The organism is Clostridium sp. DSM 17811 (assembly GCF_018861905.1).
Classification (GTDB): Bacteria; Bacillota; Clostridia; order Clostridiales; family Clostridiaceae; genus Clostridium_AD; species Clostridium_AD frigoriphilum.
Map to the genome: position 1 here is coordinate 111302 of NZ_JAHLDU010000005.1, position 12183 is coordinate 123484.

Consider the following 12183-nt stretch of genomic DNA (forward strand, 5'->3'; position numbering starts at 1 on the left):
AACTATAAGCCATTAAGTCAACATGAGGTCAAGCACTATATTCTATTCATGACACGCATTCTTTCGTAAAAATTTTATATAACAGATTTGCCAATATCATAAGCCTGTTGCATAGCAGGTGTATTAGGTTTCAGGCATCGCAAGCATCTGAATTCAACGTAAAAATGTTTGTTGAGAGCCAAGATTAACTTGACATGGTACTTTTAATATGCTATTTTTTAATAAAATAACTTAAAGTTAACTTTAAGTTATCGTAAAAAGGAGTGTGCCAAACATGGAATATTCTATTGGAAAGGTTGCAAAAAAATTCAATTTATCATCTTCAACTTTGAGATACTACGATAAGGAAGGTCTGTTTCCTAATTTGGAACGTTCAGAATCCGGTATCCGCTCTTTTTCAGATATTGATCTCGGATCACTAAAAATTATTGAATGTTTAAAAAATACGGGAATGCCTATTAAAGATATTAAGGTATTCATAGACTGGTGTGGAGAGGGAGATGCAACACTGCGTGAACGCTATGAGATGTTTATTGAGAGAAAAACAATTATGGATGAACAGATAGCATCATTGAATAAAACACTTGAAGTCATAGATTATAAATGCTGGTACTATAAGACGGCTCTTGAGGCAGGTACAGAAAAGATACATGCCAAATCAAACAAGCAAGATACCGAAGAAGTAATATCTTAACCGATGTTTCTAATGATGGAGGCGGTCAAATGATGGTTTCTTTGATTGCATGCAAACTATTTTACGATTCTCTTTAAGATGAAAATTGAAACTACCACATCTGACGAAATTAATAATCAAATAAAGGATACTGCAAAAAAAATTTTAAAAAGAAACATTGACTTAAAGTTAACTTTAAGTTGTATAATTATATCGAACTCAATAATCGAAGTTTAATATAAATAATATTTTAAATATATGGATATTAATGATTTATTAGCACACTTGAATCGAGGTGAAGCGGTTTAGGGTGGTTCGGAATTACACCAGGTAATGATAGACGCCTCTCAGGAAGCATTACAATTGGCGACGGTGCTGTGTCACATTGCCGCTGGTGCAGTTGTGACCAAGGATGTACCTGCAAATGGTATTGTAGGTGGTGTTCCTGCGAAAATTATTAAGAAAATTGAAACCAGTCAGGAGTAATTCTGTTGTTTTCATCTTATTGTAGATTATATGGCGATGATTGATTTGTGGCAATGTATTGTGTATCGTAGCAAAATGCTATTATTTTAGTTTACACAGAAAGGATATTGAACATGAAAAAAGCAATTTCGATGCTATGTTTGATTATTACGGTTGGGAACAAGGTATTTTCGGCAAAGTTTTATGATAATCAAACGACGCAGGCGTTAGTTAAACAATTTCCGCTCACAGTTGATATGAGCGAACTAAACGGCAATGAAAAATACTATTATTTATCGAATACGCTTCCTACAGCTTCTGAGCAACTGGGGAAAATTCATGCCGGAGATATCATGCTTTACGGCGATGGCTATCTAGTCGTGTTCTATGAAACCTTCTCAAGCTCTTATAACTATACCCGTCTCGGATATATTGAGGATGCGGTCAGCTTTGTACAAGTTGTTGGTGATGGTAATATTAAGTTTACTTTTGATTTGGTGAAACATGAAAAAACGTAAGGAGAATAAATTGGTGTAGCAAACGTATCTTGTTCCAAATGCCGGGCATGGTGATCTTTATGATCGTAAAGATCTCATTCCGTTCGATAAACTCACGGAGTTTTTCAATAAATACCTGAATAAAAAACAAGAAAACATGTGTTCTAAAAAAGCTGAAATAGCAAATAATATAAGCAATGAATGTTGTGAATAGGTAACGAATGATGAATACAATAAACTGAAATAAATTATAATGAGTAGATAGACCACCGATTAAGGAGAATAAGTTCTTGATTAGTGGTTTTCTGTTTGAGATAAATTTAAAAGTCCATAATTGCACATCATTGTTTTATTATAAAATCTGAAGTTGCGGAAATGTCATGTACGGCAAGATAAAGTATATAAAAGTTAATTTTAGGTTATTGTAAAAAGGAGTGTGCCAAACATGAAATATTCCATTGGAGAGGTTTCAAAAAAATTCAATCTATCAGCTTCAACTTTAAGATACTACGATAGGGAAGGTCTGTTTCCTAATTTGGAACGTTCAAAATCCAGTATACGCTCTTTTTCAGATATTGATCTAGGATCACTGGAAATTATTGAATGTCTAAAAAATACGGGAATGTCCATTAAAGATATTAAAGTATTCATAGACTGGTGCGAACAGAGAGATGCCACATTGCGTGAACGATATGAAATGTTTATTGATAGAAAAAGAATTATAGATGAACAGATGGCATCGTTGCAGAAAACACTTGAAGTCATAGAGTATAAATGTTGGTACTATAAGACGGCTCTTGAGGCAGGTACAGAAAAGATACATGCCAAAGCGAATCAGCAGGATACCGAAGAAGTAACATCTTAACCGATAGTTCTAATAATGGAGGCGGTCATATTGACCATGCCTCCATTAATTTTGTCTATATTCCAATAATCACATTCTACGAAGCAAAAATTGCTTCGTTTTTTTATGAAAAAGACTTGACTTAAAGTTAACTTTAAGTGATATGCTGATATAAACACAAATAAATAATTGTTTTAAACGGAATGGATTACACTAAACGATCCAGAGTGTCAAGCCTTACATAGACTTTAACTCTCCAATAACATTTAACACTATTGGCTGCATTAATACGGTCATATCCAAATCAAAAACATTACCGGAGGTTTCTTTATGAAAAAGTTATTGACACTTGCACTGACAATTTTAATGGTGATTTCTTTGACTGCATGTATCGGAAATCAAGATAACAGGAATGAAAAAAGCTCTGCAGGAGGTTACTTGGTTGAAAAGGCTTCCTCTACCATAGAAGGTAGCAATGTTCAGGATATATCGAGTAAATTAATGATGGTTTCTTTGACTGCATGCAGCGGAAATCAAGCTAACAGGAATGAAAAATGCTCTGCAGGAAGTTCCTCGGTTGAAAAGGCTTCCTCTACCATAGAAGGTAGAAATGTTCAAGATACATCGAGTAAAGATTCGAATGACTCCGCGCAAGTTCTTACGAAAGGTTCTAATATGGCTACCCGTACGATTAAGAATGGTACAGCTATTACGATGACGGTTGGAGATATAGTAATTCCGGCCACTTTAAATAATTCCACATCTTCAAAGGAACTGTTGTCCCGTCTGCCATATACGGTGCATATAAACCGCTTCTCCCATGACTATTCTGGTGTAATGAAAGATCCTCTGAAATATGATGAAAAGGATGTCCATAACGGCTGGATGAACGGCGATATTAACTTTGAACGGGATGTAAACTATTTTACGATCCTCTTTGAAGATGAAAAAAAGTCTAAAATCTATGGCGAGCAGGTAAACATGGGAAAGGTTGATTGTGATTTATCTGTAATAAAAGGATTAGGAAGTTCTATAGATGTGCAGATTGATTTAGCACGCTAAGTTATATCGAACTCAATGATCGGAGTTTGATATAAATAATATTTTAAATAAATGGAGGAATTAAAAATTAACTTTAATATGTATGTACCAACAAGATTTATTTTCGGATGTGGAAGGCTTAACGAATTGCATGAGCAGAAACTACCTGGCAAAAAGGCAATGGTAGTTATTTCAAACGGAAAATCAACTAAAGAAAATGGTTCCCTTAAACGAACTATTGATGAACTTACAATAGCAGGTGTTGAAAGTGTTGTCTTTGATAAAGTACAGACAAATCCGTTGAAGTCCACGGTTATAGCAGGAGCAAAAACAGCAAGAGATAATGGATGTGATTTTATTGTTGCTCTTGGTGGTGGCAGTGTTATCGATGCCTCGAAAGTAATAGCGGCAATGGCAACAAATGATGGAGATATATGGGATTATATTTCCGGTGGTACTGGAAAAGGCAAAGCGATTGAAAATGATCCGCTTGGGGTAATCTGTATTACTACAACCGCAGGAACAGGTTCAGAAGCAGACCCATATGGTGTTATCACAAATGATGAAACCAATGAAAAAATTGGTTTTGGTGGTGATGATCGTTTATTCCCGTTGATTTCTATAATCGATCCTGAACTTATGAAGACAGTTCCATCTAAACTTACCGCTTATCAAGGATTTGACGCACTTTTCCATTCTACAGAAAGCTATATTTCGAAATATGCAAGTCTTATGAGTGATATGTATGCACTGACTGCTATTGAAAATGCAGCTAAATATCTTACACGTGCGGTAAAGGACGGTAGCAATATGGAGGCAAGAGAACATATGGCATTTGCAAACACCCTTTCTGGTATAGTTATGACTGTGAGCGTTACTACTGCTGAGCATTCTATTGAGCATGCAATGAGTGCATATCATCAGGAGTTGCCTCACGGTGCAGGGCTTATTATGATTTCAAAAGCGTTCTATGAATTTTTTATTGATAGGCATGCTTGTGATGAGAGATTTATCGCCATGGCAAAGGCAATGGGAATCAAAGAAGCTAATAAGCCAGAGGATTTCATCACTGCGCTTGTGGATTTGCAAAAAGCCTGTGGTGTGGACGAACTCAAAATGAGCGATTATGGTATCGCACCTGATGAATTTGATAAAATTGCGACCAATGCTCGTGAAACTAACGGCTTTTTGTTTACAGCAAATCCATGTGAAATGACTAACCAGGATGTTGTAGATGTACTAAGAAATTCTTATCGATAAGGAGGATACAAATGGATATCAATGATTTATTAGCACACTTAAATCGAGGTGAAGTGGTTGAGGGCGGTTCGGAATTACATCAGGTAATGATAGATGCCTCTCAGGAAGCACTAAAGTTGACTGCCGAGCTGAACGGTAAGTATCATACTCCACAAGAGGTACGGGAACTGTTTTCTTTGTTGATTGGCAAACCGGTGGATGCAACATTTGCCATGTTTCCTCCTTTTTATACGGATTGTGGGAAAAACATCTGTGTAGGCATGAATGTCTTTATCAATACAGGCTGTCATTTTCAGGATCAGGGCGGAATTGTAATTGGCGATGGTGTTCTCATTGGGCACAATGTAATGCTTGCTACGCTCAATCATGACATTGATCCGAGAAAACGTAGCAATATGCATCCAGCGCCAATTGTAATTGGTAATAATGTATGGATTGGAGCAAATGCCACTGTCGTTGCCGGTGTGACCATAGGTGACGGTGCTGTCATTGCCGCTGGTGCGGTTGTGACCAAGGATGTACCTGCAAATGTTATTGTAGGTGGTGTTCCTGCGAAAATTATAAAGAAAATCGAAACCAGTCAGGAGTAATTTTGTTGTTTTCATCTTATTTTAGATTATATGTTGATGATTGATTTGTGGCAATGTATTGTGTTAATAGGTAAAAATGAAGAACATAGTAAATTGAAATAAATTATAAGGAGTAGTAAACACAATTAAATTTTAAGAATTGGAGGATTGATTGTATGAAAATATTAGTTTTAAACGGGAGTCCAAGGTTAAACGGTAACACAACAGCCATGGTGGATGCGTTTGCAGAAGGTGCACGGGAAAAGGGGCATGAAGTGAATATCATACCTGTTGGACAAAAGAAAATTGTCGGATGCCTTGGATGTGAATTTTGCCATACTCGTGGGAATGGTCAGTGCGTGCAGAAAGATGATATGGGTGAAGTTTATAAAGAATTGGAAACAGCAGATATGCTGGTATTTGCTTCACCAATTTATTTTCACTCTATCACCGGTCAGTTACAGTCTGCCCTCACACGTTTCTACGCAACTGGAAAACCGCGTAAAGTTTCACAGACAGCATTGTTTTTAAGCTCTGGTGCTCCAGGGGTTTATGATCCTGCAATACAGCAGTATAAACGTGTAATTAATTACTTTGAAGCCGAGGACAAAGGAATTAAGACGGTATATGGCGGGAACAACAAATCAGCCGAAATGTTTGCTGATATGAAGATATTTGGAAAAGCTCTGTAAAGTTCAGTTTCGTAAGGAAAAATACAAATAAAGAAGTATCTTAGTTATTTAAAGATACTTCTTTATTTGTATAGATAAAAAAAATTTAAAAAAGAAACATTGACTTAAAGTTAACTTTAAGATGTATGATTATATAGAACTCAATAATAGTATCCAGACAGGAGTAATTCTGTTGTTTTAATCTTATTTTAGATTGGGTGGCGATGATTGATTTGTGGCAATGTATTGTGTATCGTAGCAAAATGCTATTATTTTAGTTTACACAGAAAGGATATTGAACATGAAAAAAGTAATTTCGATAATATGTCTGATTATGTTATGTTTTTCCATTACTGCCTGCGATAATAGTGAAACGAATGAAAACAATCAGGTCAGTAAACAAGAAGCACCAAAAAGTGATTCTACACAACAAACAGATAATGGCACCGCATCAAAGACATTAACGATGATAGATTTGATCGTTACGGTGGGGAACAAGGAATTTTCGGCAAAGCTTTATAATAACCAAACGACGAAGGCGTTAGTTAAGCAATTTCCGCTCACAGTTGACATGAGCGAACTAAACGGCAATGAAAAATACTATAATTTATCGAATACGCTTCCTACAGCTTCTGAGCAACCGGAAAAAATTCATGCAGGAGATATAATGCTTTACGGCGATAACTGTCTAGTGGCGTTCTATAAAACCTTCTCCAGTTCTTATAAATATACTCGTATTGGATATATTGATGATGCGGCCAGCTTTGTACAAGTTGTTGGTGATGGTAATATTAAGGTTACTTTTGATTTGGCGAAGTAATAGTCTTAGTTTTCTTTATGTTAGCTAGAGTTATAAGGTATCTAAAGTTATATGCGGAAAAGATTGAAAATTCAAAAAGTTTATTACATTTAGCGCTTGACCTAGAGCTGACTTGAGGTGGTAATATTATTTTATATATTATGATGAGATGTCAATTAATTTGATTGAGTTTGTTATGAAGCTTAAAAAAGAATGATTTAAATAGGAGGAATTAATGAAGTATTTTAAATTATTATGGAATTTGTACAAGTTAAAAGGAAATACAGTGAAGACCATAGAGCAAATTAAAAGTTTACAAAATAAAAAGTTAAGGAAACTGCTTAACTATGCATACGAGAATTCAAAGTATTATCACAGAACGTTCGAAGAAGCGGGAATAACAAGAGAACAGATTTCTACACTTCCAATTTCAGCTTTTCCAATTATAGATAAAGACCTTTTTATGAAACATTTTGATGAGTTGGTAACTAATGATGTTTTGAATCAGAATGATATACGAAAATTTGATAAAGAAGAGTCTGTAGACCACATAAAATTCAAGGATAAATATCATGTAGTGCATTCCTCAGGTAGTACTGGAAAACCGGGGTATTTTGTATACGATGAGGAAGCGTGGGATCAGATGCTTTTGGGCATTATAAGGGCTGCCTTTTGGAATATGTCCATGCCTAAAATATTAAAGCTTTTGTTCAAAAGACCTCGAATTGTATATATTGCTGCAACAGATGGACGTTATGGTGGAGCTATGGCAGTTAGCAGCGGTGTAGAAGGGGTGCATGCAAATCAATTATTTCTGGACATTAAGACGCCTATTGCAGAATGGATAGAAAATTTACATAAGTTTAAACCCAATATGATTATAGGTTATCCATCAGCTATCAAGATTCTTGGAGAACTTTTGGAAAAGGGAGAAGTACAACTCAAAGTATCTAGGGTGATTTCTTGTGGTGAACCACTTTGCTGCAAATTAAGAGATTATATAGAAAAAACTTTTCATGCAGATGTTGTGAATATCTATGGTGCTAGTGAATCTTTGGCTTTGGGTGTTGAAACTAATCATGAAGAAGGTATGTATCTGTTTGATGATATGAATTATATTGAGGTGGAAGATGGAACTATGTATCTTACATCACTTTACAATTTTGCACAGCCCTTAATTCGTTATAAAATCTCAGATCAGTTATTACTAAAGGAGTCAGATGAAAAATGTATTTACCCATTTAATAAAGTGGAAAGTATCGTGGGCCGAAATGAGGATATAATTTGGTTTGAAGATAAAGATGGAAATAGCGAATTTCTTCACCCACTTGCAATAGAAGGATTTTGTGTTGAAGGACTTTTGGATTATCAGTTTAGGCAAATAGATTGTAATTCATTTGAAATGATGATTGAAGTTTCTGATGAAGGAAAGAAAAATAGTATTCAATTGGGAATGCTAAAAAATATGGCAGAAATATTGAGTACAAAGCATCTAGAGTATGTGAGCTTTAATGTACGGTTTGTAGAAGAAATCTTACCTGATCCACAGACGGGAAAGAAGCGGTTGATTGTAAAATAAATATGTAATTAATATAAGAGTAAAGGAGTGAATTATGAAAAAAATACTTTTATCAGCAGTGGATGTTTGTAAATCATTTAAAATAGGAAAAAATCATGTGGATGTACTAAATAATGTTAGCGTCGACTTTTATGAAGGTGATTTTACTATTATTATGGGTGCTTCTGGAGCTGGAAAATCGACGTTACTTTATGCTTTAAGCGGTATGGACAAGATTAGTAAAGGCAAGGTGATATATAAAGAGAAAGAAATCAGCAGTCTTAGTGAAAAGCAAATAGCAAACCTTCGTTCACATGATTTTGGATTTGTATTTCAGCAGACTCATCTTGTTAGTAATCTTACCTTGTTTGAAAATGTAGCAGTTGCCGGGTATCTGGGAAAAGAGCGAAGCACGAAGGAAACTTGTACACGAACAGAAGAACTGTTTAAGCAAATGAATGTCGGTAATGAAAAGGACCGAATTCCGTCGGAGGTTTCAGGAGGCGAAGCACAGCGGGCTACAGTGGCAAGGGCAATCATTAATGAACCTGGAATTGTGTTTGCGGACGAGCCTACTGGTGCATTGAATAAGAACAATACGCAAGAAGTATTGAATATCTTAAGCGAATTAAATAAGTCGGGACAAAGCATTATTATGGTGACACATGATTTACGTGCAGCTTTGCGTGGTAATAGGCTGCTGTATCTTGAGGATGGAAAAATCGTGGACGAAAAAGAAATGCCATCTTATGAACAATCGGATGGAAAGGACAGGGAAGTACAGCTTAATAACTGGCTTGCTTCTATGAAATGGTAGGAGGTGGAGTATGGGTTTTATAACATTGCTGAAAGCTGGAATTAAACGGCAAAAGGGGAGCATAGCAGGACTATTTATACTTATTTTTACTGTGTCAGTTACGTTGGTAATGGCACTTACTGTATATATCAATTCGAGTAGTTACGTTAGTCAAGAGATGTCAAGAATGGGTTATGGAGATATGACAGCGTGGGTGAGTAACGTTGATAATTTGAATCAGCTGACAGAAAAAATACAAGGTCTTTCGGATGTGGAAAAAGTAGAGAACCAGACAGTTGTATTTGCAGGTTATGGCATAAACGGTATAAACTCTGATGACGATGGGCAGTTGATTGCGTATGATTCTGATAAGTATCCTTATAAATTCCTAAATAACGGCTTAAGTGAACATGAGGATGTAAGGGCGGTAGGAAAGGGCGAAATTTACATTTCACCGTCTCTAAAGTTAAAACATAATGTGAAGATAGGTGATAAGGTTCATTTTAAACTTTCACGTAATGGTGAGGAAAAGGTTTTTACTATTAAGGGATATTTTGAAGATCCATTTATGGGCAGTTCTATGATAGACATGAAAAGTTTTTTGATAAGTGAAGCGGATTTGTTGGACGTTAACGATATCCTTAGTAAAACATCAGATTTCGATATTTTGGGAAGGGATGGAGCAATGCTTCATATTTTCCAGAGAAGTAGCAGCAGTCTTTCACCATCAGAATTCAATAAATCTGTCAATACTAATACAGGACTTACCCAATATACAGAATTTGCTTATTCAGATTCGTCAATATATGGATTTATGCTTATTTTACAAAATATTTTTACAGGATTTTTGATTACATTTGTTATTATCCTTATTGTTATATCTATGATTGTCATGGGTCACAGTATATCAAATGCAATTGAGCAGGAATATAAAGATATGGGTATATTTAAGAGCATAGGCTGTACAAGTGGGAAATTGAGGTTATTACAGTTTTTACAATATGTTTCAGGAATTGTGGCAGGAATGATTTTAGGATTCGTCTGTTCAATCTATGTCATTGATTTGGCAGCAAGACTTACTATAACATCAACTGGTCTGCTTATGCCAACAACACTTCCATATGGATGGTGTATGCTTACTTTTGTAATCATATTATGTGTATTTGCACTATTTATATATATAAAAACAGTGAGAATTGTTCAAATATCACCGCTTCGTGCAATAAATGGCAATACACAGGGACATGCATCATATATAAAAAGTAATACACTTTTTAAGTCGGAAGGATTAGCGTTTCATCTTGCCTTGCGTCAAATTGCATCTGGAGGAAAGCGATATGTCGGAACAGGCATTGTCACAATATTACTTGTGTTTTTTGTTTCTGTAGTGGGAAGGATGGACACTTGGATTGGACCAAATGGAGAAGGACTTATGAATGTGTTTAGCGTTGCTGACCACGATCTGGGTGTTAAGCCTCTTAGTAATGTGAATATGAAAACAGTCGAGAATATCATTTCTTCTTATTCTCAAATAGAAGATAAATACGAGATTGCAATGGAGAAAGTAACAGTAAATGGTGTGAATTATACAGCTAATGTAATAGATCAACCTTCACGCTTTCACATATTATCTGGTAATACCATTCGTGCAGATAACCAGATTGTCATAACGGAATTTGTAGCAGATGAGTTAGGGACAGGCATCGGTGACAGTGTAACTATTAAGAATGGGACCCTCAGTCATACATATATGGTAACTGGTATTTATGAATGTGCGAATGAAATGGGTGCCAACATAGGAATGAGCAGAGAAGGTTATGCGAAAATAGGTAATGTTAATTCCTATATATGGTGTCATCATTATGTTCTTGCAAACTCATCGGTGAGTGATGAAATTAAAACATATCTTCAAAAAAAATATCCGGTGGATATGGAGGTACATACAAATAGCTGGTCGGGACTCGATGGAATCGTGAGTACCATGCACCTTTTAACCAAATTTATGTATGTAATTGTTGCAATCTTTATTTCGGTGGTAATAGGACTTACCAGCAGTAAAATGCTACTTGCAGAACAGAGAGATATGGCTGTTTTCAAAAGTATCGGATTTACATCGTTAAAATTAAGAGTTGCCTTTGTTATGCGGTTTGGTATTGTTGTGACGGCAGGTACGGTAATTGGAATTGTTCTTAGTTGCATTTTTGCTGATCCAGTGATAACCATATTATTAAAATTATTTGGTATAAGCAAGTTTGAGTCGACACTTGGATTTGAAAATGGAATAGTGATTCCGTTCATTATAATCGTACTATTTGTGGTATTTGCATACATTTTCTCAAGAAAAATTAAAAAGGTAGATATTACAACTTTAATCAATAAATAATATAACTAATAAGCATGAAAATATATAAAAAAGAAAGGATGATATTTTTATGAAAAAGAAAATATTTACATTAATGTTAGTTGCTTTGCTAGCGATGTCTTTTGCCGGATGTACAAGCCAGAAAGAACAGAAAGCAGCAACCGAATCGAACACTGTAAGCAGCACTGACAAATCAAATATAGAATCTGGGGATAAGACAAGCGGAAAGCTACCTAATTTGGAGGTCCGCTTTGGCCCTAAGAGCAATGAGTTTACCCTAAATCTCGACAGTAACAATACTGCAACAGAGATTGGAAGGTATATTGGACAGGCCGATTGGAATCTGCCGATTTATCATTTTGGTGACTCTAACGTCATGCAGTATTATGATATTCCAAGCAGCTATAAGATCGATTCCGACCCTAAAGCAGTTACTACGGAAAAAGCAGGGGAATTATACTATTCTTCCCCTAACAGAATCATCCTCTTTTATCAGGATGCAAAAGTGAAGGGAAACTTTACTAAAGTAGGACAACTTAAGAATATAGACGGGCTCAAAGAAGCTGTAGAAAACAATGCTGTGGTAGAGGGATGGGATAACAAAATCATTTCAATCAGTCCTGCAAAATGACATTTGTAAACTGTCTT

12 protein-coding genes and 1 pseudogene are annotated in these 12183 nt (G+C 35.6%); all 13 read left to right on the plus strand.

All coding sequences use genetic code 11. The annotated features are described in order from the left end of the window. Positions 1–274: 274 nt before the first annotated feature. The 13 genes and pseudogenes from KPL44_RS08730 (at position 275) to KPL44_RS08790 (ending at position 12166) form a co-directional block, all read left to right on the plus strand. The gene (locus KPL44_RS08730) at positions 275–694 is read left to right on the plus strand and encodes a MerR family transcriptional regulator (protein WP_216248798.1); all 420 of its coding nucleotides are present in this window, start codon (positions 275–277) and stop codon (positions 692–694) included. 363 nt (positions 695–1057) lie between these two features. Then, a pseudogene (locus tag KPL44_RS25235) lies at positions 1058–1159 on the plus strand (sugar O-acetyltransferase); the annotation flags it as partial. 113 nt (positions 1160–1272) lie between these two features. Next, a complete protein-coding gene (locus tag KPL44_RS08740; RefSeq protein WP_216248801.1) occupies positions 1273–1656 on the plus strand; it encodes a cyclophilin-like fold protein in 384 nt (127 codons plus the stop codon). A 424-nt stretch (positions 1657–2080) separates the two neighbouring features. Then, complete coding sequence (locus KPL44_RS08745) at positions 2081–2500, plus strand: MerR family transcriptional regulator (protein ID WP_216248803.1); 420 nt, start codon at positions 2081–2083, stop codon at positions 2498–2500. Between the two features lie 309 nt (positions 2501–2809). Next, positions 2810–3541, plus strand: a complete 732-nt coding sequence (locus tag KPL44_RS08750; protein ID WP_216248805.1) for a cyclophilin-like fold protein — start codon at positions 2810–2812, stop codon at positions 3539–3541. 51 nt (positions 3542–3592) lie between these two features. Further along, complete coding sequence (locus tag KPL44_RS08755; protein WP_216248806.1) at positions 3593–4780, plus strand: iron-containing alcohol dehydrogenase; 1188 nt, start codon at positions 3593–3595, stop codon at positions 4778–4780. Between the two features lie 11 nt (positions 4781–4791). Further along, a complete protein-coding gene (locus KPL44_RS08760; protein ID WP_216248807.1) occupies positions 4792–5370 on the plus strand; it encodes a DapH/DapD/GlmU-related protein in 579 nt (192 codons plus the stop codon). Positions 5371–5525: 155 nt separating this feature from the next. Further along, positions 5526–6041 carry a flavodoxin family protein gene (locus tag KPL44_RS08765; RefSeq protein ID WP_216248808.1) on the plus strand — a complete coding sequence of 172 codons (516 nt, stop codon included), beginning with the start codon at positions 5526–5528 and terminating at the stop codon, positions 6039–6041. Between the two features lie 280 nt (positions 6042–6321). Further along, entirely contained in the window at positions 6322–6840 is a 519-nt protein-coding gene (locus KPL44_RS08770) for a cyclophilin-like fold protein (RefSeq protein WP_216248809.1), read from the plus strand. Positions 6841–7054: 214 nt separating this feature from the next. Next, positions 7055–8398, plus strand: a complete 1344-nt coding sequence (locus tag KPL44_RS08775) for a phenylacetate--CoA ligase family protein (protein WP_216248812.1) — start codon at positions 7055–7057, stop codon at positions 8396–8398. A gap of 34 nt (positions 8399–8432) precedes the next feature. Further along, the gene (locus KPL44_RS08780) at positions 8433–9194 is read left to right on the plus strand and encodes an ABC transporter ATP-binding protein (protein ID WP_216248814.1); all 762 of its coding nucleotides are present in this window, start codon (positions 8433–8435) and stop codon (positions 9192–9194) included. Between the two features lie 10 nt (positions 9195–9204). Then, the gene (locus tag KPL44_RS08785; protein WP_216248816.1) at positions 9205–11556 is read left to right on the plus strand and encodes an ABC transporter permease; all 2352 of its coding nucleotides are present in this window, start codon (positions 9205–9207) and stop codon (positions 11554–11556) included. A gap of 49 nt (positions 11557–11605) precedes the next feature. After that, positions 11606–12166, plus strand: a complete 561-nt coding sequence (locus tag KPL44_RS08790) for a cyclophilin-like fold protein (protein ID WP_216248818.1) — start codon at positions 11606–11608, stop codon at positions 12164–12166. The last annotated feature ends 17 nt before the right edge of the window (positions 12167–12183 follow it).

Excerpts from the sequence above, each read along its gene's own strand:
- KPL44_RS08730 (WP_216248798.1), top strand. The coding sequence starts at position 275 with ATGGAATATTCTATTGGAAAGGTTGCAAAAAAATTCAATTTATCATCT.
- KPL44_RS08740 (WP_216248801.1), top strand. The coding sequence starts at position 1,273 with ATGAAAAAAGCAATTTCGATGCTATGTTTGATTATTACGGTTGGGAAC.
- KPL44_RS08745 (WP_216248803.1), top strand. The coding sequence starts at position 2,081 with ATGAAATATTCCATTGGAGAGGTTTCAAAAAAATTCAATCTATCAGCT.
- KPL44_RS08750 (WP_216248805.1), top strand. The coding sequence starts at position 2,810 with ATGAAAAAGTTATTGACACTTGCACTGACAATTTTAATGGTGATTTCT.
- KPL44_RS08755 (WP_216248806.1), top strand. The coding sequence starts at position 3,593 with ATGGAGGAATTAAAAATTAACTTTAATATGTATGTACCAACAAGATTT.
- KPL44_RS08760 (WP_216248807.1), top strand. The coding sequence starts at position 4,792 with ATGGATATCAATGATTTATTAGCACACTTAAATCGAGGTGAAGTGGTT.
- KPL44_RS08765 (WP_216248808.1), top strand. The coding sequence starts at position 5,526 with ATGAAAATATTAGTTTTAAACGGGAGTCCAAGGTTAAACGGTAACACA.
- KPL44_RS08770 (WP_216248809.1), top strand. The coding sequence starts at position 6,322 with ATGAAAAAAGTAATTTCGATAATATGTCTGATTATGTTATGTTTTTCC.
- KPL44_RS08775 (WP_216248812.1), top strand. The coding sequence starts at position 7,055 with ATGAAGTATTTTAAATTATTATGGAATTTGTACAAGTTAAAAGGAAAT.
- KPL44_RS08780 (WP_216248814.1), top strand. The coding sequence starts at position 8,433 with ATGAAAAAAATACTTTTATCAGCAGTGGATGTTTGTAAATCATTTAAA.
- KPL44_RS08785 (WP_216248816.1), top strand. The coding sequence starts at position 9,205 with ATGGGTTTTATAACATTGCTGAAAGCTGGAATTAAACGGCAAAAGGGG.
- KPL44_RS08790 (WP_216248818.1), top strand. The coding sequence starts at position 11,606 with ATGAAAAAGAAAATATTTACATTAATGTTAGTTGCTTTGCTAGCGATG.